At 70.2% G+C, this 24522-nt stretch carries 29 protein-coding genes; 23 read left to right on the top strand and 6 right to left on the bottom strand.

Features of this window, described 5'->3' with window-relative positions; all coding sequences use genetic code 11:
• Window positions 1-35 precede the first annotated feature (35 nt).
• The gene (locus EL493_RS00525) at window positions 36-716 is read right to left on the bottom strand and encodes an NADPH-dependent F420 reductase (protein WP_019049475.1); all 681 of its coding nucleotides are present in this window, start codon (window positions 714-716) and stop codon (window positions 36-38) included.
• A 111-nt stretch (window positions 717-827) separates the two neighbouring features.
• Between EL493_RS00525 and EL493_RS00520 the strand changes: the two genes are divergently transcribed.
• The 3 genes from EL493_RS00520 to EL493_RS00510 all read left to right on the top strand — a co-directional run bounded on the left by EL493_RS00520 (window position 828) and on the right by EL493_RS00510 (window position 3269).
• The gene (locus EL493_RS00520; RefSeq protein WP_019049474.1) at window positions 828-1214 is read left to right on the top strand and encodes a winged helix-turn-helix transcriptional regulator; all 387 of its coding nucleotides are present in this window, start codon (window positions 828-830) and stop codon (window positions 1212-1214) included.
• A gap of 130 nt (window positions 1215-1344) precedes the next feature.
• A complete protein-coding gene (locus tag EL493_RS00515; protein WP_019049473.1) occupies window positions 1345-2583 on the top strand; it encodes a sensor histidine kinase in 1239 nt (412 codons plus the stop codon).
• Entirely contained in the window at window positions 2580-3269 is a 690-nt protein-coding gene (locus EL493_RS00510; RefSeq protein WP_019049472.1) for a response regulator transcription factor, read from the top strand. The genes EL493_RS00515 and EL493_RS00510 overlap by 4 nt, the downstream gene beginning before the upstream one ends.
• A gap of 186 nt (window positions 3270-3455) precedes the next feature.
• Here the strand turns inward: EL493_RS00510 and EL493_RS00505 are convergent, their stop codons facing one another.
• Together EL493_RS00505 and EL493_RS00500 are read right to left on the bottom strand one after the other, a co-directional pair.
• Window positions 3456-3785 (bottom strand): hypothetical protein, encoded by a 330-nt coding sequence (locus EL493_RS00505; protein ID WP_019049471.1) that lies wholly within the window; start codon window positions 3783-3785, stop codon window positions 3456-3458.
• 70 nt (window positions 3786-3855) lie between these two features.
• Window positions 3856-4734, bottom strand: coding sequence for a hypothetical protein (locus tag EL493_RS00500; protein ID WP_019049470.1), 879 nt, complete (start codon window positions 4732-4734; stop codon window positions 3856-3858).
• Between the two features lie 65 nt (window positions 4735-4799).
• Here EL493_RS00500 and EL493_RS00495 point away from each other — a divergent pair, with 65 nt between their 5' ends.
• The 9 genes from EL493_RS00495 to EL493_RS00455 all read left to right on the top strand — a co-directional run bounded on the left by EL493_RS00495 (window position 4800) and on the right by EL493_RS00455 (window position 13262).
• Window positions 4800-5783, top strand: coding sequence for a Ppx/GppA phosphatase family protein (locus EL493_RS00495; RefSeq protein ID WP_036835077.1), 984 nt, complete (start codon window positions 4800-4802; stop codon window positions 5781-5783).
• Entirely contained in the window at window positions 5780-7570 is a 1791-nt protein-coding gene (locus EL493_RS00490) for a hypothetical protein (protein WP_019049468.1), read from the top strand. The genes EL493_RS00495 and EL493_RS00490 overlap by 4 nt, the downstream gene beginning before the upstream one ends.
• 15 nt (window positions 7571-7585) lie before the next feature.
• Window positions 7586-8452 carry a sugar phosphate isomerase/epimerase family protein gene (locus EL493_RS00485; protein WP_019049467.1) on the top strand — a complete coding sequence of 289 codons (867 nt, stop codon included), beginning with the start codon at window positions 7586-7588 and terminating at the stop codon, window positions 8450-8452.
• Between the two features lie 95 nt (window positions 8453-8547).
• Window positions 8548-9414: a thioesterase family protein gene (locus tag EL493_RS00480; protein ID WP_019049466.1), complete on the top strand. Its 867-nt coding sequence runs from the start codon at window positions 8548-8550 to the stop codon at window positions 9412-9414.
• Between the two features lie 27 nt (window positions 9415-9441).
• Window positions 9442-10260 carry a pyrroline-5-carboxylate reductase gene (proC, locus tag EL493_RS00475; protein WP_022566178.1) on the top strand — a complete coding sequence of 273 codons (819 nt, stop codon included), beginning with the start codon at window positions 9442-9444 and terminating at the stop codon, window positions 10258-10260.
• 162 nt (window positions 10261-10422) lie between these two features.
• Window positions 10423-10689, top strand: coding sequence for a helix-turn-helix domain-containing protein (locus tag EL493_RS00470; RefSeq protein ID WP_198040853.1), 267 nt, complete (start codon window positions 10423-10425; stop codon window positions 10687-10689).
• A gap of 187 nt (window positions 10690-10876) precedes the next feature.
• Window positions 10877-10978: a 30S ribosomal protein bS22 gene (locus EL493_RS00465; RefSeq protein ID WP_003402602.1), complete on the top strand. Its 102-nt coding sequence runs from the start codon at window positions 10877-10879 to the stop codon at window positions 10976-10978.
• 236 nt (window positions 10979-11214) lie between these two features.
• Complete coding sequence (locus EL493_RS00460; RefSeq protein ID WP_019049463.1) at window positions 11215-12249, top strand: NAD-dependent epimerase/dehydratase family protein; 1035 nt, start codon at window positions 11215-11217, stop codon at window positions 12247-12249.
• Entirely contained in the window at window positions 12246-13262 is a 1017-nt protein-coding gene (locus tag EL493_RS00455; RefSeq protein WP_019049462.1) for a lysophospholipid acyltransferase family protein, read from the top strand. The genes EL493_RS00460 and EL493_RS00455 overlap by 4 nt, the downstream gene beginning before the upstream one ends.
• A gap of 1 nt (window position 13263) precedes the next feature.
• Here the strand turns inward: EL493_RS00455 and EL493_RS00450 are convergent, their stop codons facing one another.
• Window positions 13264-14205, bottom strand: coding sequence for an HAD family hydrolase (locus tag EL493_RS00450; protein WP_051719443.1), 942 nt, complete (start codon window positions 14203-14205; stop codon window positions 13264-13266).
• A 172-nt stretch (window positions 14206-14377) separates the two neighbouring features.
• Here EL493_RS00450 and EL493_RS00445 point away from each other — a divergent pair, with 172 nt between their 5' ends.
• The 5 genes from EL493_RS00445 (at window position 14378) to EL493_RS00425 (ending at window position 19758) form a co-directional block, all read left to right on the top strand.
• The gene (locus EL493_RS00445; protein WP_019049460.1) at window positions 14378-14659 is read left to right on the top strand and encodes a glutaredoxin family protein; all 282 of its coding nucleotides are present in this window, start codon (window positions 14378-14380) and stop codon (window positions 14657-14659) included.
• A gap of 203 nt (window positions 14660-14862) precedes the next feature.
• Window positions 14863-15732 (top strand): redox-sensing transcriptional repressor Rex, encoded by an 870-nt coding sequence (locus EL493_RS00440; protein ID WP_022566182.1) that lies wholly within the window; start codon window positions 14863-14865, stop codon window positions 15730-15732.
• Window positions 15729-17123 (top strand): glutamyl-tRNA reductase, encoded by a 1395-nt coding sequence (locus EL493_RS00435; RefSeq protein ID WP_022566183.1) that lies wholly within the window; start codon window positions 15729-15731, stop codon window positions 17121-17123. The genes EL493_RS00440 and EL493_RS00435 overlap by 4 nt, the downstream gene beginning before the upstream one ends.
• Window positions 17120-18190, top strand: a complete 1071-nt coding sequence (gene hemC / locus EL493_RS00430) for a hydroxymethylbilane synthase (RefSeq protein WP_019049457.1) — start codon at window positions 17120-17122, stop codon at window positions 18188-18190. Before EL493_RS00435 ends, hemC begins: the two co-directional genes overlap by 4 nt.
• On the top strand, window positions 18187-19758 hold the full coding sequence (locus EL493_RS00425; protein ID WP_019049456.1) for a bifunctional uroporphyrinogen-III C-methyltransferase/uroporphyrinogen-III synthase: 1572 nt from the start codon (window positions 18187-18189) through the stop codon (window positions 19756-19758). Before hemC ends, EL493_RS00425 begins: the two co-directional genes overlap by 4 nt.
• Window positions 19759-19811: 53 nt before the next feature.
• On the opposite strand, the gene EL493_RS00420 is transcribed toward EL493_RS00425, so the two are convergent.
• Window positions 19812-20096 (bottom strand): hypothetical protein, encoded by a 285-nt coding sequence (locus EL493_RS00420; RefSeq protein ID WP_019049455.1) that lies wholly within the window; start codon window positions 20094-20096, stop codon window positions 19812-19814.
• A gap of 206 nt (window positions 20097-20302) precedes the next feature.
• Between EL493_RS00420 and EL493_RS00415 the strand changes: the two genes are divergently transcribed.
• The 6 genes from EL493_RS00415 to EL493_RS00390 all read left to right on the top strand — a co-directional run bounded on the left by EL493_RS00415 (window position 20303) and on the right by EL493_RS00390 (window position 24124).
• Window positions 20303-21307, top strand: a complete 1005-nt coding sequence (locus tag EL493_RS00415; protein WP_019049454.1) for a serine hydrolase domain-containing protein — start codon at window positions 20303-20305, stop codon at window positions 21305-21307.
• A gap of 42 nt (window positions 21308-21349) precedes the next feature.
• The gene (hemB, locus tag EL493_RS00410; RefSeq protein ID WP_030201223.1) at window positions 21350-22327 is read left to right on the top strand and encodes a porphobilinogen synthase; all 978 of its coding nucleotides are present in this window, start codon (window positions 21350-21352) and stop codon (window positions 22325-22327) included.
• Window positions 22324-22836: a hypothetical protein gene (locus EL493_RS00405; RefSeq protein ID WP_022566184.1), complete on the top strand. Its 513-nt coding sequence runs from the start codon at window positions 22324-22326 to the stop codon at window positions 22834-22836. Before hemB ends, EL493_RS00405 begins: the two co-directional genes overlap by 4 nt.
• A 276-nt stretch (window positions 22837-23112) precedes the next feature.
• On the top strand, window positions 23113-23553 hold the full coding sequence (locus EL493_RS00400) for a hypothetical protein (RefSeq protein WP_019049450.1): 441 nt from the start codon (window positions 23113-23115) through the stop codon (window positions 23551-23553).
• Window positions 23550-23819 carry a hypothetical protein gene (locus EL493_RS00395; protein WP_019049449.1) on the top strand — a complete coding sequence of 90 codons (270 nt, stop codon included), beginning with the start codon at window positions 23550-23552 and terminating at the stop codon, window positions 23817-23819. The genes EL493_RS00400 and EL493_RS00395 overlap by 4 nt, the downstream gene beginning before the upstream one ends.
• A gap of 83 nt (window positions 23820-23902) precedes the next feature.
• Complete coding sequence (locus EL493_RS00390; protein WP_019049448.1) at window positions 23903-24124, top strand: hypothetical protein; 222 nt, start codon at window positions 23903-23905, stop codon at window positions 24122-24124.
• On the opposite strand, the gene EL493_RS00385 is transcribed toward EL493_RS00390, so the two are convergent.
• Window positions 24121-24507: a hypothetical protein gene (locus EL493_RS00385; RefSeq protein WP_019049447.1), complete on the bottom strand. Its 387-nt coding sequence runs from the start codon at window positions 24505-24507 to the stop codon at window positions 24121-24123. The genes EL493_RS00390 and EL493_RS00385 overlap by 4 nt on opposite strands.
• Window positions 24508-24522 lie beyond the last annotated feature (15 nt).

The following is a 24522-nucleotide window of genomic DNA, read 5'->3' as shown; positions in this document are numbered from 1 at the left end:
CTCGCGGCGGTGTACCTGGACGCCGTGATGTCACGTCAGTCGTCGGTCACGGCGAAGGCTGCCGAGAGCGGGGGCAGCATGGCGCGGGCGTCGGCCCCGGCGAACCAGAGGCCGACGGTGAAGACCGAGGTGGCTTCCAGGTATCTCGCCCGGTGCAGGCCGCCCGCGGGGAACGGTTGCAGCGCGAGGTCTTCGGCCAGTTCCGCCACCGTGGCGACGGCGGCGGGGTCGTCGCCGCAGAGCGGGACGGCCAGCCGCGCCCCGTCGAAGACCCGTTCGGTGCCCGCCCATACCTCGGCCGCGAGCAGGTTGAAGGCCTTGACCACGTGGGCTTTCGGCGCGGCGGCGGCGATGCGTTCGGCGACGGCGTCCTCACTCAGGACGAAACCGGTGACACCGTCGGGGGCGGCCGTGTCGGGTTGGAAGGCATTGGTGCAGTCGATGACGACCTTGCCCGCCAGCGCGGGGCCGTGGGTGTCGAGCAGGTCGGTGAGGGCGGTGACGGGCACCGCCAACAGGACCACGTCGGCGCGGGTGATCGCCGTGGCGATATCGCCGGCGCAGACGGCGTGGCCGTCGGGCGGGCTGATGCGGGTCGCGAGTTCGCGTGCCGAGTCGGCGTCGCGGGCGCCGACGCGCACGTCGTGGCCCGCCGCCGCCCAGCCGCCGCCGAGCGCGGCCGCCATCGCGCCCGCGCCGATGATTCCGATTCGCATGTCTTCTCCCGTGCTTCGCAGGTGCCGTGGCCGTGCGGCCCCGACGGGATCGACGCTAGAAACTCCGATAGGCACCCGCGGGTGCCTATCGCCGGTGGCAGGCTGGTTCGCATGACCGCCGCACCGGCCGAACGGGCCGAGTACCCGCCCTACGGCGACTTCGAGGCCGACTGCCCGGCCAGGATGGGTGTCGACCTGTTCGGGAATTCCTGGCTGCCCGTGCTCGTGTACATGCTGCGCGACGGTCCGCTTCGTCACAGTGACCTCCGCACGGCCGCGGGCGGGATCAGCCAGAAGATGCTCACCCAGACGCTGCGGCGGATGGAACAGATGACACTCGTACGCAGGCATCGCTACGCCGAGGCGCCGCCGCGGGTGGAGTACGAACTCACCGCGGCGGGCCGGGATCTGCTGCAGCCGATTTATGCGCTCGGCGCATGGGTCGAGCGGCACGGGCCCGCGGTGACCACCGCGATGTACGGCGACCCGCCGGACTGACACGCCCGGGGCGGCCCCAGGTGCCCGCCGGGTGAACGGCGCGAGAACACCACGCCAAGGGCCTGTGACCTGCGCGAAACTTCGACGACCCGGCACCGGTACGTCGGTCGGCACTCGTACGATCAATGCTGTGAGTGTTCCGCAGGCCGTGCTGTTGGCAGTCCTCGCGGCTGTCGTCGGGCTGGCAGTCGGTGGCCTGCTGATCCCGTTCGTCAACGCCAGGCACGCCGCCCGCACGCAGGAAGACACCGGGCTGACGATGTCGCAGGTGCTCGATCTGATCGTGCTGGCGTCCGAGAGCGGCATCGCCGTGGTCGACGAGTACCGCGACGTGGTGCTGGTGAATCCACGCGCCGAGGAACTCGGCCTGGTTCGCAACCGGCTGCTCGACGAGCGGGCCTGGGCCGCGGTGGAGAAGGTGCTGGCCACCGGGGAGTCCGCCGAGTACGACCTCACCGCCAAGAACCCGCTGCCCGGCCGCGGCCGCATCGCCGTGCGTGGCGTGGCCCGCAAGCTCTCGCGCGAGGAGACCAGCTTCGTCGTGCTGTTCGCCGACGACGACTCCGAGCAGGCGCGCATGGAGGCCACCCGGCGCGATTTCGTCGCCAACGTCAGCCACGAGCTCAAGACCCCGGTCGGCGCGATGAGCCTGCTGGCGGAGGCGATGCTGGAATCGGCCGACGACCCGGAAGCGGTCCGGCACTTCGGCTCGCGCGTGCTCGCCGAGTCGCGGCGCCTGGGCAAGATGGTGACCGAGCTGATCGCGCTCTCGCGCCTGCAGGGCGCCGAGAAGCTGCCGGATCTGGCCGTCGTCGACGTGGACACGGTGGTGCAGCAGGCGGTCGACCGCTCGCGCACCGCCGCCGAGGCCGCGGGCATCACCGTCAGCACCGACCGGCCCAGCGGGCTGGAAGTGCTCGGCGACGAGACGTTGCTGGTGACCGCGCTGTCGAACCTGGTGGAGAACGCCATCGCGTACTCGCCGCAGGGCTCGCACGTGTCGGTGAGCCGGTCGCTGCGCGGCGATCACGTCGCCATGGCGGTCACCGACCGCGGCATCGGCATCGCCAAGGAAGACCAGGAGCGGGTGTTCGAGCGGTTCTTCCGCTCGGACAAGGCCCGGTCCCGGTCCACCGGCGGCACCGGACTCGGACTCGCCATCGTCAAGCACGTGGCGGCCAACCACAACGGTGAGATCACCCTGTGGAGCAAACTGGGCACCGGCTCGACGTTCACGCTGCGCATCCCCGCCCATCTGGAAACCGATGGGGACGAGGACGCGGAGCCGACGCCGGAGCTCGCCACGAGAGAAACCATCGCCCAGCGCCCCGCCGCTGGACGAACGAACGGTGTGGAGGCACGCAGATGACGAGTGTGTTGATCGTCGAAGACGAGGAGTCGCTGGCCGATCCGCTGGCGTTCCTGCTGCGCAAGGAAGGCTTCGACGTCACCGTCGTCGGTGACGGCCCGTCCGCGCTGGCCGAGTTCGACCGCTCCGGCGCCGACATCGTGCTGCTCGACCTGATGCTGCCCGGCATGAGCGGCACCGACGTGTGCAAGCAGCTGCGCACCCGCAGCGGCGTGCCGGTGATCATGGTGACCGCGCGCGACAGCGAGATCGACAAGGTCGTCGGCCTGGAACTGGGCGCCGACGACTACGTCACCAAGCCGTACTCGGCGCGCGAGCTGATCGCCCGCATCCGCGCCGTGCTGCGCCGCGGCGCCGGCGACGAACTGGACTCCGGCAGCGAGAACGGCGTGCTCGAGGCCGGTCCGGTGCGGATGGATGTGGACCGGCACACGGTGCACGTCAACGGCGGGCAGGTCACCCTGCCGCTCAAGGAGTTCGACCTGCTCGAATACCTGCTGCGCAACTCCGGTCGCGTGCTCACCCGCGGTCAGCTCATCGACCGCGTCTGGGGCGCCGACTACGTGGGCGACACCAAGACCCTCGACGTGCACGTCAAGCGCCTGCGCTCCAAGATCGAGGCCGACCCGGCCAAGCCGGAACACCTGGTGACCGTCCGCGGCCTGGGCTACAAACTGGAAGCCTGAGCACCAAAGACAGCGTCCCCGCCAGAAAGTGTGCGGGGACGCTGTCGTTCAAGTGACGGAACAACTGATCCGGCGAGAACATGGGTAACTCACCGGGTACGCCCAGAATCAGAGGCGCACGACACGTAAGACCTGCACGTGCCGTGAGTCGCACCCGAGTCCAGGCAAGAGTCGCGGGGAGGCGGGCTAGATCGCGCTCCAGGCGACGCCGAGCGGGGTGTCGATCTTCTTCAGCGGGATCCAGCCGTAGGCGTCTTCCTGCATGCAGTCGTAGATCGGCACGTCGGCGCCGTTGCCGCGGCAGGCGATGGTGGTGCTGGTGCCCTGCGCGCTGACGATGATGTACTTGCCGTTCTTGGCCGCGTCGACGGCCGCGAAATCGGTGTAGTTCACGAAGCTCGACGTGAAGTCGGCGTACTTGGCCGGATCACCGTTCGGTTCGGCGTGGGCCAGGCCGGTCATGGAGAGGGTGGCGCCGATCACGAGGGTCGCCAGGGAGAGCGCTTTCTTCGACATGAACAGCCACTTAACCCCATGTCGGTGAAGTCCGCATGACCCACAGATGAACCACCTGGTTACGAGGTTTTCACGCGGACTGATCCGAAATGTGAGCTTCGGGATGCAAGCGCTCGGCCTCGACGGTCGCCGGGTGCACCGCGATCAGGCCGAGGCCTTCCCGCCGCTTGCACAGCTTGGCCAGTTCCTCGTACGCGGGCGCGCCGAGCAGTTCGCGCAGCTCGGGGCCGTAGGACTGCCACACCGGCTTGCTGCCGACGTGCGCATCGGGGGAGCCGGTGCAGTACCAGTCGAGGTCAAGGCCACCGGGTCCCCAGCCGCGCCGGTCGTACTCGGTGACCACGGTGCGCAGGATCTGCTCGCCGTCGGGCCGTTCCACCCAGTCCTGGGTGCGGCGGATCGGCAGCTGCCAGCACACGTCGGGCTTCACCTCGAGCGGCTCGATGCCCTTGCGCACGGCCATGATGTGCAGCGCGCAGCCCGCGCCGCCGGCGAAACCGGGGCGGTTGAGGAAGATGCAGGCGCCGTCGAAGCGGCGGGTGCGCAGGGCAGGCTCGTCCTCGAGTTCGTCGAGCTCGAGGTAACCCTTCTTGACCACCTTGCCCTTCTCGGTGGCCTCACCCATCAGTTGCCAGTCCTGCGGTGTGAGCATCTTCACAGCACCGGCCAGGCGCTTGCGGTCGTCCTTGTCGGCGAGGAAGGCGCCGTGCGAGCAGCACCCGTCATCGGGACGGTCGGCGATGATGCCCTGACAGGCGGGGGTGCCGAACACGCAGGACCAGCGGGAGAGCAGCCAGGTCAGATCGGCGACGATCTGGTGCTCGTCGTTTGCTGGGTCGGTGAACTCGATCCATTCGCGTGGGAAGTCGAGCTCGACCTCCGGGCTCGGTTCGATCTTTCGCCCAGGTCGGAGCCCGGTCTCCGCGGTGCCAGATGCGCCTTCGGTCACAACTTGTGACGCTAACAGTTCAGTCGCCTGGCCTGTAGTACCGGATCACCAAGTACCGTATTCCTGTGCGGCTTGGTGTTCTCGATGTCGGAAGCAATACCGTTCACCTGCTCGTGGTGGACGCGCATCGTGGTGGTCACCCGATGCCGATGAGCTCGACGAAGTCGGCGTTACGCCTGTCCGAGAACATGGATGTCGACGGTCGCATCACCGACGCGGGCGAGGCCAGGCTGATCGCCACCATCGCCGAATTCGCCGATCTGGCGCGCAACTCCAAGTGTGTCGAGCTGATGCCGTTCGCCACCTCGGCCCTGCGCGAGGCCACCAATTCCGAGGAAGTGCTGGCCCGGGTGCGCGCCATGACCGGCGTCGACCTGCAGGTCCTCTCCGGTGACGACGAGGCTCGCCTGACCTTCCTTGCCGTGCGCCGCTGGTTCGGCTGGAGCGCGGGCCGCATCATCAACCTCGACATCGGCGGCGGCTCGCTGGAGATGTCCAACGGTGGTGACGAGGAGCCCGATGTGGCCTTGTCGCTGCAGCTCGGCGCGGGCAGGCTGACCAGGCAGTGGCTGAGCGACGACCCGCCGGGCAAGCGCAAGATCGCCGTCCTGCGCGACTGGCTCGACGCCGAACTCGTCGTCCCGACGAAGACCATGCTCGAGGCGGGCAAACCGGACCTGGCCGTCGGCACCTCGAAGACGTTCCGCTCGCTGGCCAGGCTGACCGGGGCGGCACCCTCGGCCGCCGGTCCGCGGGTGCGCCGTACACTGACCAGCTCCGGTTTGCGGCAGCTGATCGCGTTCATCTCCCGGATGACCGCGGCGGACCGTGCCGAGCTGGAAGGTGTGAGTTCGGACCGGTCCCAGCAGTTGGTGGCCGGCGCACTGGTCGCGGAGGCGAGTATGCGGGCGTTGTCGCTCGACAGCATCGAGATCTGCCCATGGGCGCTGCGTGAAGGCCTGATCCTGCGCAAGCTGGATACCGAGTCGAACGGAGGGCCGGTCGAGGTCCCGCCGGTCGCATCGGTGGCGAGAGCGGAGTCGGCATGAGTGGAGAAGATTCCAAACAGCTATCGGTCGCCGAGCTGCTGGCGCGCAATGCCGCGCAGGGCGCCACGCCGTCCAGCGGTGGCGGCGGCCGGCGCCGCCGCAGCGGGCGCGGGCTCTCGGTCAACGACCTGACGGGCGAGAACGCCGCCGTCCGCCCGAATTCGCACGCGGCCCCCGCGCCGGAGCCGCCCGCCTACCAGCCGCCGCTTGCGCCCGCTCCCAGCTACGAACCGCCCGCCGCGCCCGCGCCCTATCCGCCGCCCGGCCCGGCCGAGCCCGCCTTCTCGCCCATGTCGGGGCCGATCACCCGCTTCGACCCGCATTCGGGCTTCTCCGCTCCTGACCCGCACGATCCGCTCGGCGTGGCCGGGCAGCGTCCGGCCAACGATCCGTTCGGGCCCTTCCGCGCCGAGGCGCGCGACGCGGGGACCCGCAGCCCGGGCCGTCTCGGTGCGCCCGGTTCCGCGCAGCCGGTCGATCCCGGTATCGCGGAGATGTTCGGTTCCGGCGCGCAGCCCGCCGTCGGCGGTGGACGCAGGCGCAAGCCGGATCCGGAGGAGACGCCGGAACCACCGGCGGCGCCACCGGTCACCGGTGGCCGCGCCGCTCGGCGCCGGGCCGCCGAAGCCGCGGAGGCCGCCGAGGAAGCCGCCGCCGCCGATTCCGCGAGTTTCGCGCCGACCGGGTACGACGCGTTCGGCTCGGCTCCGGAGCCGCCGCGCGGCCCGAGCACCGCGTCGCCGTTCGGGCCCTATCAGCCCTTCGACGCGTCCGAGGTCGCCCCCAGCTATGGGCAGCGCCCGGATCCGGCGCCCGGTTTCGGCGGGCCCGGCTTCGGCCAGCGCCCGGACGACAACATCGCCCAGGCCTACGCGCCGATGCCGGGTGCCCCCGCACCACAGCGTGGCACCGGCTGGCCGCCCGCGCCCGAGTCCGATCAGCGTCCGTCGCTGGACCGCAGGCGCTCGGCGCCCGAGGCGGAGAAGTCCGGCGGGCTGCCCTCGTGGTCGGCGCGCAGGCACCGGCCCGACGCCGCGCCCGCAGCCCCGGAGAGCGGCGGATTCCCGACCGCGGCCTGGTCGCCGGTCAGCCAGGAGCAGCCGCTGATCGCGGGCCAGTCGGTGGCCGGTGACCTGCTGCGCCAGCGGGCCGACCAGGACGACAACGCCGACGCGCGCACCGAGGTCTACCGCGTCGGCGGCAAGCGCGGCGGCGCCGACCCGGACACCGACGACTACGCCGAGTCCGAGTACACCGACCGCGACTACGTCGACAACGACTACTCCGACAGCGACTACGCCGATGGCGAGTACGACACCGGCGACTTCGACGAATACGACGACGACTACGAACCCGAGCCCAAGCCGAGCCGGGCGAGCAGGCGGGCGGCCGCGACCAAGGCCGCCGCGTCCAAGATGGCGGGCCGGGCCCGCTCGCGCGCGGCGAGCCGGGTCGCGGCGAGCCGGGCGTCGGGTCGCGCGGGCAGCCGGATGTCGCGGCTGACGGCGGGCGCCGGCGACGACGCCAACCGCAGGCAGTGGATGATCCTGGCCGGCCAGAGCGTCGGCGCGGCGATCGCGGGAATGTTGCTGTTCAAGGGTTTCGAGACGATGTGGGAAACCCTGCCGTGGGTGGCGCTGGCGCTGGCCATGGTGGTGATCCTCGGGCTGGTGGCCCTGGTGCGGGTGCTGCGCCGCACCGACGACATCTTCAGCACTGTGATCGCCGTCGTCGTGGGCGTCTTCGTGACGCTGGGACCGCTAGCCTTTCTCCTCAGTACCAGCTGAACGCAGGGAGTGGCTGTGGGGAACGCGCGGGCGGACATCGCGATCGGACTGTCGACGGCATCGGTGTATCCGGAGAACACTCAGGCGGCGTTCCGGTACGCGGCCGAATTGGGTTACGACGGTGTCGAATTGATGGTCTGGGCCGAGCCGGCCAGCCAGGACATCGCGACCGTGCAGTCCTACGTGAAGCGCTACGGCGTACCGGTCCTCGCCGTGCACGCGCCGTGTCTGCTGATCTCCCAGCGGGTCTGGGGCGCCGACCCGGTGGCCAAGCTGGAGCGCAGCGTGCGTACCGCGCAGGCGCTCGGCGCCGACACCGTGGTGGTGCATCCGCCGTTCCGCTGGCAGCGCCGCTACGCCAAGGGTTTCGCCGACCAGGTGGGCGAGCTGGAAGCGCACTACCCGATCAAGGTCGCGGTGGAGAACATGTTCCCGATGCGGGCCGACACGCTGTTCCGGCAGGGCTCGGTGCGCAGGCTGGAACGCCGGGCCGGGCCGGGCGCGGCGGTGAGCGCGTTCAGCCCGTCGTTCGATCCGACCGACATCGGCTTCGAGCACTACACCCTCGACCTGTCGCACACCGCGACCGCCGGCGCCGACGCGCTGGAACTGGCCCGGCGGATGGGCGAGGGCCTGGTCCACCTGCACCTGGCCGACGGCCGTGGCGCGGCCCACGACGAGCACCTGGTCCCCGGCGAGGGCACCCAGCCGTGCGCGCAGCTGTGCGAGCACCTGGTGCACACCGGTTTCACCGGGCACGCGGTGGCCGAGATCAACACCCAGACCGCGCGCACCACCGCCGAGCGCTCGGCGCTGCTCGGCCGCACGCTGGATTTCGCGCGCAGGCACCTCACCGGCGCCACCCACGCCGACCGCAGCTGAGTCATCGGCTATGTCACACCGCCTGAGTATGGTGGTCTGCATAGCATGCTTGTACGCTGTACGAATCCGCACATGACCAGCGACCAGGAGTGACCATGACGCGAGAACTCGCGACCGACGCGCCGTTCAGCCAGGTGGTCGACCTGACCGAGCTCACCACCACCGACGCGGCCACCGGCCGCTACGTCGGCATCATCGCGCCGACCTGGACCATCGGTCCCAAGGTGCACGGCGGCACCATGGTCGCCGCCAGCGCCGCCGCGGCCACCCGGTGGCTCACCGAGGCCGACCCGGCCCTGGCGCAGATGGCCCCGATCGCGGGCAGCTCCGACTTCCTCGGCGCCCCCGACCCGGGCGAGGTGGAATACGCGGTCACCATCCGCAAGAAGGGCCGCCAGATCTGCCTGGCCGACGCGGAGCTGATCCAGGACGGGCGCACCCTCGTGCGCACCGCCTTCACCTTCGGTCACCTCGACGCGGACGGCACCCGCTGGAGCGACACCGCCACCGACATGCCCGCCGAGCCCGACGCCACCGCGCTCGAATACACCCCCGATTCGCCGATGGGCAAGATCGTGCACGTCGGCGAGGTGTCGCGGGTGTACCTCGACGCGAAGTGGGCCGACTTCGCCCGCGGCGAGACCGGCGAGCCGCGCGCCCGGCTGTGGATCCGCCCGCTCGACGGCGACGAGTCCGACCCGCGCGTGCGCGCCGCCTTCGCCATGATGGCCGCCGACATGAGCCCGCCGGTGCCGATCAACCTGGGCCAGTTCGGCTGGTCGCCGACCGTCCAGATGACCACCTACCTGCGCCGCGTCCCCGCCCCGGGCTGGCTGCGCGTCATCGCGACCGCCCGTGAGGTCGGTCAGCGGATGTTCGACGAGGATCAGCTGGTCATCGACTCCACCGGCGCCGTGGTCGCCCAGAGTCGCCAGTTGGCGCTGATCCCGGCGGCGCGCTGAGGAGTACCGCACCACTAACCTGGAGCCATGACGAGAATTGCGGTAATCGGTGGCGGGCGGATCGGTGAGGCGCTGGTCGCCGGATTGCTGGAATCCGGCAGGGCGACCAAGGATCTGGTCGTCGTCGAGTCGCAGCCCGCTCGTGCGGCGCAGCTGGCCGAGCGGTTCAAGATCCGGGTGACCGGTTCGGTGGCCGACGCGGTCGTCGGCGCCGACATCGTCGTCGTTGCGGTCAAGCCGGGCGATGTCGACGCGGTGCTCACCGAACTGTCCAAGGCTGATCTGGACAGCGGCCGCGAGCAGGTGCTGGTCTCGCTGGCCGCCGGTGTGTCCACCGCGCGCCTGGAGTCCAAGCTGCCCGCCGGTTTCCCGGTGGTCCGGGTCATGTCGAACACCCCGATGCTGGTCGGCCAGGGTATGAGCGCGCTCGCGCCCGGCCGCTACGCCGACCCGGAGCAGCTCGAGCTCGTCGGCGAGATGCTCGAGGCCGTCGGTAAGGTGGTGACGGTGGCCGAAACGCAGATGGACGCGGTCACCGCGGTGTCGGGCTCTGGACCGGCGTATTTCTTCCTCGTCGTCGAGGCGATGGTCGATGCCGGCGTGAGCCTGGGGCTGACGCGCGATGTGGCCACCCAGCTGGTCGTGCAGACCATGATCGGCTCGGCCGCGCTGCTGGACGAGACCGGGCAGAGCGCGGTCGATCTGCGGGCCGCGGTCACCTCGCCCGCGGGTACCACGGCGGCGGCCCTGCGGGTGCTCGAGCGGGGCGCGGTGCGCTCGGCGTTCCTGGAAGCGCTGCACGCATCGAAACAACGCTCCGCGGAACAGGGCGCGTCGAACGAATGACGATCGGGTACCCGGGATGAAAACCGATTTCTCACACCCGTCGCAGTAATCCCACTGGTCCCGCTAAGCTCGTAGAAGCACGTGCGTGTCTGTTCCGCCGGTGGGGAAGCCGGCGGCGCGGACGTGCCGGAGGTCAATGGTGCCATGATGGCTGCGAACAGAATGTCTAGCAATTCACCGGCGTCGGGCGGCGGATCGGGTTCTTCCGCTCCGCGGGTCGGCTCCACGCAGGGACAACCGGTGATCGGCGGTGGCACTCAGTTTCTCACCGTCGCCGAAGTCGCCGATCTCATGCGGGTGTCGAAGATGACGGTGTACCGGCTCGTGCACTCGGGTGAACTGCCCGCCGTGCGCGTCGGCCGATCGTTCCGGGTGCACGCGAAGGCGGTGCACGACTACCTGGAGACGTCGTACTTCGACGCCGGCTGACGTAGGCCGCTAGGTACAAGGGCGGTTTCGTCGCTGCTCGGGTGTCCCGGTAGCATGAACCCTCGGTTCGTGTCCGCCTGCCGGTGGCACCGCTTCGTGGTGTCCGGTGCGCGCCGGCGGCGCGGGCACCAGACGACGCACGCGACACCGCGTGTGTATGCCGAGTAGAGAAACGCGAGGAAACCCTATGGGTTCTGTGATCAAGAAGCGCCGCAAGCGTATGTCGAAGAAGAAGCACCGCAAGCTGCTTCGCCGCACGCGTGTGCAGCGGCGCAAACTCGGCAAGTAAGCCTGCGCGCCACGCGAGCCCGTCACCGTCGAGGTGGCGGGCTCGCGTTTTGAAATGGGCAGATTTGTGAATCTCGCCATGCGATGACGAGTCGTCCTCGTTAAAAGCTTGTTGATCGTGTCGGTGGGTGGCGCGAATGCGGCTACTCTGGTACGCGGGAAAACATGAGAAGCAGGGGGCTTTGAGTGGGGCCAGGTCCGAGTTCCGATACACGGGAGCGACACGTACCGAAGGTAGTGCTGGTGACCGGAGCCAGCCGCTTCTTCGGCGGTAACGTCGCGTCCCGGCTCGCCGCGGAACCGGGCGTCGAGCGCGTCATCGCGGTCGACACGATGACCCCCAGCCGGGAGCTGCGCCGCCGGATGGGCAGCGCCGAGTTCGTGCGCGCCGATATCAGGAATCCGCTGATCCGCAAGGTCGTGGAGAACAACGACGTGGACACCGTCGTGCACGCGGCCGTGCTCACCCGTCCGCCCGCCGGTGGCGGTCGCGCGGTGATGAAGGATCTCAACGTCCTCGGGGCGATGCAGTTGCTCGCCGTGTGCCAGAAGGCGCCGTCGGTGCGCCGCGTGGTCGTCCGGTCGTCCTCGGCGGTGTACGGCTGCAGTGCCAAGGACCCGGCGAAATTCACCGAGGAAATGGGCGCGCGTACCCCACCGTCCGGTTGGTTCGCGCGCGACATGATCGATATCGAGGCGCTGGTGCGCGGAATGGCGCGGCGCAGGCCTGATATTTCGGCGTCGATTCTGCGTTTCGCGCCGATCGTGGGTCCGCGGCTGGCTGATCGCGGCGTGCAATATCTGCGTTCGCCGATCACGCCCACCGTGCTCGGACGCGAAGCCAGACTGCAATTGCTGCACGAGGAAGACGCGGTCGCCGTGCTGGTGCACGCGGCATTTCGGGCACATGGCGGCACGGTGAATATCGCGGGCGACGGCGCACTGGCCATGTCGCAGGCGATCCGCCGCGCCGGGCGGATCGTGGCGCCGGTGCCGTTCTTCGTTTTCCGCACAGTCGGGCGCACGCTGATGGGCCCGGTCATGCGCGGATTCAGCGGTGAACAACCCGACTACTTCTACTTCGGTTGCGGGCTGGATACCACCCGCATGCGGACCGAACTCGGTTTCATCCCACGCTGGACCACGGTCCAGGCATTCGACGACTTCATCGCGGGCGCAGCGTTGCGGCCCGTCTTCGATCCGTCCTGGATCGACGCCGCGGAAACCAAACTGCTCGGCCTCATCGGGGCCGATTCGGGAGCGCATACATGAACGAGGGAGCGAAAGTCATTCGTCTCGACGTGAATGTCGAGACCCGGCAGCGACCACCCGCACGACGATGGCCCGACCAGCCCACGCAGGCCACCCCGGTCACCTCGCTGAGCGATCGCAGGCCCGGTATGCCGACCAGGCCGCCCAAGACGCTGTCCGAGATCGTCCGCGACGCGGCGGCCGGGCAGGTCCGCAACGCCGCCGAATTCGCCCGGCGCAGGCTCACCGGCGACTACTCGGTCGACGAGTTCGGCTACGACGAGCACCTGCTCGAGTCGGTCATCCTGCCCGCCCTGCGGCCGCTGTCCGACATCTGGTTCCGGGTCGAGACCACGGGCATCGAGAACATCCCCGCCACCGGCGGCGCGCTGATCGTGGCCAACCACGCGGGCACCGTGCCGCTCGACGGCCTGATGCTGCAGCTGGCCATCCACGACAAGCACCCGAGCCACCGCGCCCTGCGCCTGCTGGCCGCCGATCTGATCTTCGAGCTGCCGCTGCTCGGCGCGCTCGCCCGCAAGGCCGGGCACACCCTGGCCTGCCATCCCGACGCCGAACGCCTGCTGCGCTCCGGCCAGATCGCCGGGGTGTTCCCCGAGGGCTTCAAGGGCGTCGGCAAGAACTACGCCGATCGCTACAAGCTGCAGCGCTTCGGCCGCGGCGGGTTCGTCTCGGCGGCGGTGCGCACCGGCGTGCCGATCATCCCGTGCTCGATCGTCGGTTCCGAGGAGATCTACCCGAAGCTGGCCGACATCAAGCCGCTGGCCCGCCTGCTCGGCCTGCCGTACTTCCCGGTGACCCCCACGTTCCCGCACCTGGGCCCGCTGGGCGCCGTCCCGCTGCCGTCGAAGTGGTACATCGAATTCGGCGAGCCCATCGCGACCACGGCATTCGAGCCCGAGGACGCCGACGACCCGATGACGATGTTCGAGGTCACCGACCAGGTCCGCGAGACCATCCAGCAGACCCTCTACAAGTTGCTGGCCAAGCGCCGCAACACCGTCCTGGGGTAGCTCAGCGCTCGCGGTGGCGGGCCACCGCCGCCGCGACCGCGCCACCGGCCGCGCCCAGCGCGAGCGCGGTGGGGACGCCGATCTTGGCGGCCTTGCGGCCGGTGCGGAAATCGCGGATCTCCCAGCCGCGGTTCTTGGCCACCTCGCGCAGGTCCGAATCCGGGTTGATCGCGACCGCGGTGCCGACCAGCGACAGCATCGGCACATCGTTGTGGCTGTCGGAGTAGGCCGTGCAGCGCTTGAGGTTGAGGCCCTCGCGGATGGCCAGGGTGCGCACCGCGTGCGCCTTGCCGAGGCCGTGCAGGATGTCGCCGACCAGCCGTCCGGTGAACTTGCCGTCGACACTTTCGGCCACCGTGCCCAGCGCGCCGGTGAGCCCGAGCCGCTTGGCGATGACATTGGCCAGCTCCACCGGCGTCGCGGTGACCAGCCACACCTGCTGGCCCGCGTCCAGGTGCATCTGGGCGAGCGCGCGGGTGCCGGGCCAGATCTTGTCGGCGATGATCTCGTCGTAGATCTCCTCGCCGAGCGCGGCGAGTTCGGCGGTCGGCCTGCCGGCGATGAAGCTGAGTGCCTTCTCCCGGCCCGAGGCCATGTCGGAGGAGTTCTCCTTGCCGGTGACCCGGAACTTCACCTGCTTCCAGGCGACGTCGACCAGGTCGGAGGTCTTGAAGTATTTGCGCGCGGCCAGGCCGCGGGCGAAGTGCACGATCGAGGCGCCCTGGACCAGGGTGTTGTCGACGTCGAAGAACGCCGCCGCCGTCAGGTCGCGGGGGACCTCGGGGCCCTCGGTCTCGCCCTGTTCGGCCAGTTCGGACTCGTGCAGGGTGAGCGCGGCGTCGGCACTGGCCTCACCGGCCAGATTGGCGCGCAGCTCCTCCTCGCTCGGCCCGAACGGGCTGCGGGGCAGCCGTGCGAACTGTTCCTGCAGTTCCTGGCCCAGGCGGCTGGGTTGCCACCGCGCAGGGAACTCCCCGAATCGCCCTGCGACGAATCCGGCCCTAGCCACCTTCGAACGTTCCGGCACCAGTACCCTCCGCTAGTCGCGCGAACCATGTCCACACTAACCGGATTCACCGACAAGCCGCTGCGGGCTCGGGGATTAAATAGGGCTCATGATCAATCCCACACCCACCGTGACCCTGTTGACGCGCGCCGGCTGCCATCTGTGCACCGTGGCACTGGCGCAATTGGAGACGATCTGTGGTGATTTCGGTCTCCCGGTTCGCACCCTCGACGTGGACGAAGCCGCGGCGACCGACCCCGGACTGCGCGCCGAATACGGCGATCGGCTGCCAGTGGTCCTGTTGGACGGCCGTGAACACAGCTATTTCGACGTCGATGAGCCCCGTTTGCGGGCAGACCTGAGTCGTTTCGCTGGTCGCGACGGAAAATGAGGCCAATTTCACCGACTTTGTGAACGCCTGCACAAGCGGTTACGGTGGTGGCACGCAATCCGCACCGCCGCACGCAGCAGCGGCGGTGACCGGGTTTGTACAGCCCCCCATGGCACGGTCGCTCTCGCGACGCAGTGACCCACACCGGTGAACGAACGACAGGAACCGGACCGCGATCAGGCCCGGCACGAGGAGCCGACGACGTGACAGAGCAGCATGAGACGCCAGGTGGCGTCTCCGGCAAGGCTCTTCAGAGGGACATCCCCCAGGCCACGGTGACTCGTCTTGCTACTTATCTCCGGGTTCTCGCCGGGTTGGCCGACGAGGGTGTAGCCATCGTATCGAGTGAGGAACTGGCTGTCGCGGCGGGTGTCAATTCGGCCAAGCTGCGCAAGGATCTTTCCTTCCTCGGACCCAACGGTGTGCGGGGTGTCGGCTATGACGTAGCCAAGTTGCGCACCAGGATCGAAGATGTGCTCGGTCTGTCGCAGGGACATCGGGTGGTGCTGATCGGTGCGGGCAATCTGGGCCGCGCCCTGGTCGGCTACGGCGGTTTCGGGGTACGTGGCTTCACCGTGGTCGGGATCTTCGACAACGACTCCGCGGTGATCGGCCAGTCGTACGCCGGACTCGTCGTGCGCGATGTCGAGCACCTCACCGCGCAGATCCCGGCGCTCGCGCCGACCATCGCGGTCCTCGCCGTGCCCGACGAGGCCGCCCAGGACGTGTGCGACCGGCTCGTCGCGGTCGGCCTGCCGTCCATCCTGAGCTTCGCCCCGTGTGAACTGCGCGCGCCCGCCCACGTGGAGGTCCGCCGCGTCGACCTGGCGATGGAGCTGCAGATGCTCTCCTTCGACGCCGCCCGCAACGACGCGCCGGCCCTGCCCGAGGTCGCGCAGGCCGGCTCCGGCCGGATCGCGCGCCGGGTGCCCGCGCCGAACCATCCCGCCCTCACGCACCCCGCGCCGGTCGAACCGGCGCGCGGCAGGCCCACGCGACGCACCGCGCCGCACTCGGCCACCCCGCATTCGGCAACGGAGCCAAGCACCAAGGGATCGGTGATCACGCCATGAGCGTCCTGCTCGTCGGAATTTCTCATCGGAGTGCGCCGGTCTCGGTGCTCGAGAAGGTCGCGATCAGTGAGGCCGACCGCCCCAAGCTGGTCGACCGGCTGCTCGCCTCCAGCCACGTGTCCGAGGCGATGATCGTCTCCACCTGCAACCGCGTCGAGGTCTACGCCGTGGTCGACGCCTTCCACGGCGGGCTCGGCGAGGTCAGCGAACTGCTCACCAAGCATTCCGGGCTGCCGCTGGGCGATCTGACTCGGCACGCCTACGTCCGCTACAGCGAGGCCGCCGCCGAGCATCTGTTCGCGGTCGCCAGCGGCCTGGACTCGATGGTCGTCGGCGAGCAGCAGGTGCTCAGCCAGATCCGCAGCGCCTACGCCAGCGCCGACGGGCAGCAGGCGGTCGGGCGCACCCTGCACGAGCTGGCCCAGCACGGGCTGCGGGTCGGCAAGCGGGTGCACTCCGAGACCGGGATCGACCGGGCCGGCGCATCGGTGGTGTCGGTGGCGCTGGACCGCGCGAGCGGCGTCGTCGGAGCGCTCGCGGGCCGGACCGCGGTGGTCGTGGGCGCGGGCGCCATGGGCGGCCTGGCCGTCGCGCATCTGTCGCGGGCCGGGATCGGCCGCATCGTGGTCGTCAACCGCACCCTCGATCGCGCGCAGCGGCTGGCCGAGACCGGGCGCAGCATGCACGGGGTCGACGCCGAGGCCGTCGAGATGTCACGGCTCACCGAGGCCATGGCGGGCGCCGATGTCGTCATCACCTGTACCGGCGCGGTGGGCGCGGTCGTCACCCTGGCCGACACCCATCGCGCGCTGGCCGGGCGGGCCAACACCGAGGCCGCCGACCGTCCGCTGGTCTTCTGCGACCTCGGGCTGCCCCGCGACGTGGAGCACGCCGTGGCAGGCCTGCCGGGCGTCGCCGTCATCGACATCGAATCGCTGCAGCGCGATCCGGCCGCGGGCGCCGCGGCCGACGACACCGCCGCCGCGCGTCAGATCGTCGCCGACGAACTCGCCAAATACCTTGCCGGGCAACGCATGGCGGAGGTCACCCCCACGGTGGCCGCACTGCGTCAGCGTGCCGCCGAAGTGGTGGAAGCCGAACTGCTCCGCCTGGATTCGCGGCTGCCCGACCTGGCCGATCCGGCTCGCGACGAGGTGGCGCGCACCGTGCGCCGCGTCGTCGACAAGCTGCTGCACGCGCCGACGGTGCGCGTGAAGCAGCTGGCTTCGACGCCGGGCGGCGACAGCTACGCCGAGGCGCTGCGTGAGCTGTTCGAACTGAAACCCGGTGCGGTGCAAGCGGTTGCCGCTCCCATGGAGGTCGCTGCGGCGGAGTCCGCGCTGGCCGACGACTTCACCGCAGGACACCTCGGCGATGGGCAGGACTCATGACCACGACAGTGCAGGAAGAGGACACCGTGACCGCAGGCAGCATTCGTGCGCCGTGGCGGATCGGCACGCGCGGCAGCCTGCTCGCGCTGACGCAGGCCGGCACCATCCGTGATGCGCTGATCGCAGCAGGCCAGCCCGCCGAACTTATCGTCATCAAGACGCCGGGCGACCTGTCGTCGGACCCGGTGCAGAAGATCGGCGTCGGCGTGTTCACCTCGGCGCTGCGGGACGAGCTCGCCGCGGGCGGCATCGACATCGCGGTGCACTCCTACAAGGACCTGCCCACCGCGCAGGATCCGCGCTTCACCATCGCCGCGATCCCGCCCCGCGAGGACCCGCGTGACGCGCTGGTCGCCCGCGACGGCCTGGTGTTGGGCGAGCTGCCCGCGGGCGCCAAGGTGGGCACCTCGGCGCCGCGCCGCGCCGCCCAGTTGCGCGCGCTCGGTCTCGGCCTGGACATCGTCCCGCTGCGCGGCAACATCGACTCCCGGCTGCGCAAGGTGAGCGAGGGCGAACTCGACGCCATCGTCATCGCCAGGGCCGGACTGTCCCGCATCGAACGGACCGACGCGATCACCGAGTCGCTCGAGCCGGTGCAGATGCTGCCCGCCCCCTCGCAGGGCGCCCTCGCGGTCGAATGCCGCAGCGACGACCCGGAACTGATCGAGATCCTGTCCGATCTGGACGACGCGTCGACCCGGGCCGCGGTCGTGGCCGAGCGGGCCCTGCTCGGCGAGCTCGAGGCTGGCTGCACCGCCCCGATCGGCGCGATCGCCGAGGTCGTCGAGTCGATCGACGAGGACGGGCGGATCTTCGAGGAACTGTCGCTGCGGGCCTGTGCCGCCGCGATCGACGGTTCCGACGTGCTGCGCGCCTCGATCGTCGGCGCGCCCGCCGATGCCGCCGAGCTCGGCCGCACGCTGGCGCGCGAACTGCTGGATCTGGGCGCTCGCGCACTGCTGAGCGTCGCGGACGAGCCGGAACCGGAGGTCGGTTCCCCCACACAGGCGGTGAACACCCCCGCCCCAGACTTCACCAATTCCAGCCCGATGGAGAACAACCGATGAGCAGCCGAGCCACCAAGAAGCAACCAGGGCGGATCCTTTTCGTCGGATCCGGCCCCGGCGACCCGGCCCTGCTGACCGTGCGCGCCCGTGAGGTGCTCGAGCGGGCGACGCTGGCGTTCACCGACCCCGATGTCGACAAGGGTGTGCTGGCCCTGATCGGCCTCGCCGTCGAACCGGGCGAGGACGGCGAGCGTCCGGTGGACGTGCGTCCGGCCCTCGGCGAGCCGGCCGAGGTGGCCAAGACGCTGATCGCCGAGGCCCGCGGCGGCCACGACGTGGTGCGCGTCGTCGCCGGTGATCCGCTGACCACCGATTCGGTGATCAACGAGGTCAACGCCGTCACCCGCTCGCACATGGTGTTCGAGGTGCTGCCGGGCCTGCCCAACGGCTCCGCCGTGCCCAGCTACGCGGGCATCGCTCTCGGTTCCGGGCACACCGAGGCCGATGTGCGCGGCGAGGTCGACTGGGCGGCGCTGGCCGCCGCGCCCGGCCCGCTGGTGCTCAACGCCACCTCCGGCCACCTGGCCGAGACCGCGAGCGCGCTGGTGGAGCACGGGCTGGCTCCGCAGACGCCGGTCGCGGTGACCGTGCGCGGCACCACCCGTCAGCAGCGCACCATCGAGGCCACCCTGGCCACCCTGAACAACGCCGCCTCCGAGCTGGTCGGGCCGCTGGTCGTGACGGTGGGCAAGGAAGTCGACAAGCGCTCGAAGATGTCGTGGTGGGAGTCGCGTGCCCTCTACGGCTGGACCGTGCTGGTGCCCCGCACCAAGGACCAGGCCGGCGAGATGAGCGAGCGGCTGGTGACCCACGGCGCCATCCCGATGGAGGTGCCGACCATCGCGGTCGAGCCGCCGCGCAGCCCCGCGCAGATGGAACGCGCGGTGAAGGGCCTGGTCGACGGCCGCTACCAGTGGGTGGTGTTCACCTCCACCAACGCGGTGCGCGCGGTGTGGGAGAAGTTCGCCGAGTTCGGTCTGGACGCGCGGGCGTTCTCCGGTGTGAAGATCGCCTGCGTGGGCGAGGCCACCGCGGAGAAGGTGCGCTCGTTCGGCATCAACCCGGAGCTGGTGCCGAGCGGGGAGCAGTCCTCCGAGGGCCTGCTCGCCGACTTCCCGCCCTATGACGACGTGTTCGACCCGGTCAACCGGGTGCTGCTGCCGCGCGCCGACATCGCCACCGAGACCCTGGCCGAGGGCCTGCGTGAGCGCGGCTGGGAGATCGACGACGTCACCGCCTACCGCACCGTGCGCGCGTCCCCGCCGCCCGCGGAGACCCGCGAGATGATCAAGACCGGCGGTTTCGACGCGGTACTGTTCACCTCGTCCTCCACGGTGCGCAACCTGGTGGGCATCGCGGGCAAGCCGCACGCGCGCACCATCGTGGCCTGCATCGGCCCGAAGACGGCCGAGACCGCCATCGAGTTCGGTCTGCGCGTGGACGTGCAGCCGGAGACCGCGCAGGTGGGTCCGCTGGTGGAGGCGCTGGCCGAGCACGCCTCGCGTCTGCGCGCCGAGGGCCTGCTGCCGCCGCCGCGGAAGAAGAGCCGCCGCAGCAGCAGCCGCTAGCCCACGAAGACCCGAAGGCCCGCCCGGTGTGGCGGGCCTTCGGTGTATCGAGATCACCGGCTGTAGCGCAGCAGCGTGCGCACCAGCCGGCAGGTGGCATCCGACGGCGGCCGCAGCTCGATCTGTTCGGCGGTGCGGCGGATGACGTCGTTGGTGGCCCGATTCGGCAGGTACACCCCGGAATCGAGCAACGCGATGGTCAAGCGCATGGCCTTGAGCCGCCGGTTGTGCGCGATGTACCAGCGGCGCGGGCGCCCCGCGGGCAGCCGCTTCTTCTCCAGTGGCACATACGGTGCGGTGATGAACCCGGACTTCGACGTTGCGGCAATGGCGTTCATGGCGTCCTCCCGTCGCGAATGGGTCCCGCCCCCGATCGTCGGGAACCCTCGAACACGCTTTCGATTATATCGAGGGGGTCCGACAAGTTTCGCCAATCTCTCGCGGAAGCCATTGGGCTCCAGTGGGATTCGATGTTATCCACAGGCTCGCCGCGGCCTGTCGCCGGGCGGCTGTCGGACCCCTGTGGTCTAGTGGGCTCTTTTCGATGACCAAGCCGATCACCGCGGTGGCGGCCTCGATCCTGATCGAGGACGGCCTGCTCGACCTCGCCGAACCCGTCGACCGGCTGCTGCCCGAACTCGCCGGCCGTCGCGTGCTGCGTCACCCCGCCGCCGACATCACCGACACCGTCCCGGCCCGGCGCCCGATCACGGTCGAGGACCTGCTCACCTTCCGGCTCGGCTGGGGCATGGACTTCGCCGACTTCTCGCCCAAGCCGTTCGACGCGGCCTGGGCCGAGCGCGGCCTCGGCTGGGGCCCGCCGACGCCGGCGGAACTGCCCGCGTCCGATATCTGGCTGGAGCGGCTCGGCACCCTGCCGCTGCAATATCAGCCGGGGGAGCGCTGGCTCTATCACGTCGGCGCCCCGATCCTCGGTTTCCTGGTGGCCAGGGCGGCGGGGATGCCGCTGTCGGCGGTGTTGTCCGAGCGCGTGTTCGGCCCGCTCGGGATGACCGATACCGGCTTCTCCGTTCCGGCGAACGAACTCGGCCGCTTCGGGCCGCATTTCACCGAGCGCGACGGCGCCCGCGTCGTCTTCGATCCCGCCGACGGACAGTGGAGTAGCCCACCGGCTTTCGAGGGCGGCGGTGACGGCCTGGTCTCCACCCTGGCCGACTATCACCGGTTCGCCCTGATGTTGCGCGGCGGCGGCGCGCTCGACGGCGTCCGGATCCTGTCCGAGCGTTCCGTGGCCGCGCTGACGGCCGATCACCTCACCGCCGAGCAACTCGCTCGCGGCGGACCGGCGCCGGGTGGCGACGCGGGCTGGGGTTACGGCGTCGGAGTCCAGCTCAGCGACCTGCCGGACGGTCCGCGCGCGGGCGCCTACGGCTGGTCCGGCGGCCTCGGGTCGACCTGGTCCAACGACGGTGCGGTGACCGGCATCCTGCTCACCAACCAGTCGTGGAGCTCGGCGGGACCGCTCCCGGTGTTTGCCACGTTCGAGTCGATCTTGGGCGAGCTCGGCCGTGCGAGCGGAGGGGCGTAGGCGCCGACGCGAGGCCGTGCGCACAGGCGTACTCTGCGGATTATGACCGCTTTCGACCGCCCGCGGCGGTTGCGCAGGACACCCGCTTTGCGTCGGCTCGTCGCCGAGACCACGCTCGAGCCGCGTCAGCTGGTGCTGCCGATGTTCGTCGCCGACGGCATCGACGAACCGCGTGAGATCAGCTCCATGCCCGGCGTCTACCAGCACTCGCTGGACTCGCTGCGCAAGGCGGCCGTCGAAGCGGTGACCGCGGGCGTCGGCGGCCTCATGCTGTTCGGTGTGCCGCTGCCGGAGGACAAGGACGCCACCGGCAGCCAGGCCAGCGATCCGCACGGCATCCTCAACCGTGGCCTGCGCACGCTCGCCGAGGAAGTCGGTGACGCGACCGTCGTCATGGCCGACACCTGTCTGGACGAGTTCACCGATCACGGGCACTGCGGCGTCCTCGGCGCCGACGGCTCGGTCGACAACGACGCCACCCTGCACCGCTACGTCGAGATGGCGCTGGCCCAGGCCGAGGCGGGCGCCGATCTGCTCGGTACCAGCGGCATGATGGACGGCCAGGTCGGCGCGATCCGGCGCGGCCTCGACGCGGTCGGCCACACCGACACCGCCATCCTCGCCTACGCCGCCAAGTACGCCTCCGCGTTCTACGGCCCGTTCCGGGAGGCCGTCGGCTCGTCGCTGGAAGGCGATCGCCGCACCTATCAGCAGGACCCGGCCAACCGCCGCGAATCGCTGCGCGAACTCGACCTCGACCTGGCCGAGGGCGCCGACATCGTGATGGTGAAGCCCGCGATGTCCTATCTCGACATCCTGCGCGACGTCGCCGACCGCTCCACCGTGCCGGTCGCCGCGTACCAGATCTCCGGTGAGTACGCGATGATCACCGCCGCCGCCGAGCGCGGCTGGATCGACCGCAAGGGCGCGATCCTGGAGTCGCTGATCGGCATCCGCCGGGCCGGTGCCGACATCGTGCTCACCTACTGGGCGACGGAGGCGGCACACTGGCTGTCGTGATCGTTCCACCGCACAAGCCCGAAACCCCGCCGATGCCCGAGGACGTCGGGACCGCACGCCAGCTGTGGTGGGCGGTGTCCGGACTCGGTGTCGTGTACACCGTCGCCGGTATCGCCACCATGACCGGCCGGCGCGACGAGCTGAGCAAGCAGTTCCTCGACGAGATGCACAAGACCGACCCCAACTTCCCCGCGTCGACGGTGGATCTGATGGTGCTGGTCGCGTTCGGCCTGACCGCGCTGGTCGGGCTGGCCCTGGTCGGGCTCACCGTACTGTTCGCCCAGCAGCTCGGGCGCGGCAAATCGTGGGCGCGCACCGTGCTGACGATCGTCGCGATCTGGCTCGGGCTCGGCGCGGTCGCCACCATGGTCGCGTTCACCGGTGACGCCGGGGTGGCCACGATGGTGGCCGGCGGCACCTCGATCGTGCAGGGTGTGCTCGCGGTCGGCGCGGCCTATCTGAGTTACCGGCCGGACTCCACCCGGTACTTCCAGATGAACCGTCGGTGAACCGGCGGTTGCCCGCCACCGTCATTGGCCCCTGACACCGCACAGTGTATGGTGAGCATGGTCACAGCGATTTGGGGTAATCCCTGTGAGGTAGCCGGTTGGAATCGGGGGATTCGGAGGCAATGATGCGCGTGGTGATCGAACAGCCACACAGCCTGCGGCGTGACCTTTTGGTCATCGGGCTGATGGTTCTGCTGGCAGTGGTCACCATCGCGCTCGTCCTGTTGCCGAGTCTGGTCGGCTGATCCACCGGCGCTGCGGCGTCGCGGTTCCCTCATGGTGCTGTTCTCCGAGTCCGGCGCGCACTGGCGCGCAGTCGTCTACGGCCCGCTGCTGTGCGCGGTCATCCTGCTGGTGGAGTGGCTGGCGGGCAGCACCGTCCACTGGTTCGCGCTGGCGTTCTGCGCGCTCGCGATCGGCGGCTTCACCGTGCTGCAGGTGATCGCGGGCCGCACGCACGCGCGCGTCGAGCTCACGCCGACCACCCTGCATCAGGGCGTGGAGTCGGTCCCGCTCGCCGAGATCGCGACCGTGCTGCCCGCCGATGACGACGACGCGCCGCAGGCCCGGGCGCTCGGCGCGCTGAGCGGGGTACCGCGCCGTCGCCGTGGCATCGGGTTGCGGCTGGTGGACGGGCGGATCGTGCAGGCCTGGGCGGTCGACCATCCCGGGCTGCGGGCCGCGCTGACCTCCGCCCTGGCAGGATCGCAGGGATGAGACGCTGGATCGCCACGGCGCTGTTCGAGCTCGGCCTGGCCGTGATCTGCCTGGCCGGCGCGGTGTACAGCTGGAGCCATGCCCGGCGGGTGACCGCCTTCGTCACCTCCGACGAGCACCCCGGATTCGAGGCGGTGCGCTATGCGCCGCCACTGCTCATCCTGGCCACGGCGCTGGTGGTGGTGGCCGGGGTGCTGGTCATCGACGTCGTCGCCAAGATCGCCCGCGGACCTGTAGCGCGGCAGGCGTCCGAACCGATGCAGTGAGTGAAGCCGAATCCCGATGTGCGCGTTGGGGTTCGGAACACATCTCGACCGCTCGCAGCGCGAGCAGCACGGAGGAACACCCGATGACCAAGCTCACCGCAGGATTCTGTACGGCGGCCGCGGCCGCGGCGGCGATCGCCCTGGCGGCGGCGCCCGCGCAGGCGGCGGGCCTGCCCCTGACCCCCATGACCGCCGAGCCGGCCGCCGGCGGCTTCGCCCCGGAGACCGGCTCGAGCGGTATCTACAACGGCATCATGTGCCAGCTGCACACGATGTCGGCCGATATCCCCTGCATGTACACCTAACCGGCCCACTGCTGGTAGACGTCGACGACGCGGCCGCCGCGCGTACCCGGCGCGTTCAGGTAGACGGACACGGTGCCGTCGGGATGGCTCGCCGCCTCCGTCACCACCTGACGCAGGGTCGCGTGGATGCCGCCGTCGGCGTCGCGGTAGAGCATGGTGTCGCCGTGCAGGCCGGCGCCGATCCGGTTGGCGGGCACGATCATCGCGGTGAGCGCGGGAATCGGCCCCGCGCCGAGTGCGACGGTCTCCTCGTGGCTGAGCTGGGCGCCGATCCGATCCGGGTGGATCTGGGGAGCGAGGGCGGTGGCCGGACCCGCGCCGAGGACCACTCCGGCCGCGACGATGCCCGTACCGAGGGCAGTGCTGGTGACGCCGAAACGCATGAAATACCCTTCCGC

The sequence above is a fragment of the Nocardia asteroides genome (genome assembly GCF_900637185.1).
In the GTDB taxonomy this organism is placed as follows: Bacteria; Actinomycetota; Actinomycetes; order Mycobacteriales; family Mycobacteriaceae; genus Nocardia; species Nocardia asteroides.
Note: the sequence above shows the minus strand (reverse complement) of the source record. Positions and strands in the feature narration are given on the sequence as shown.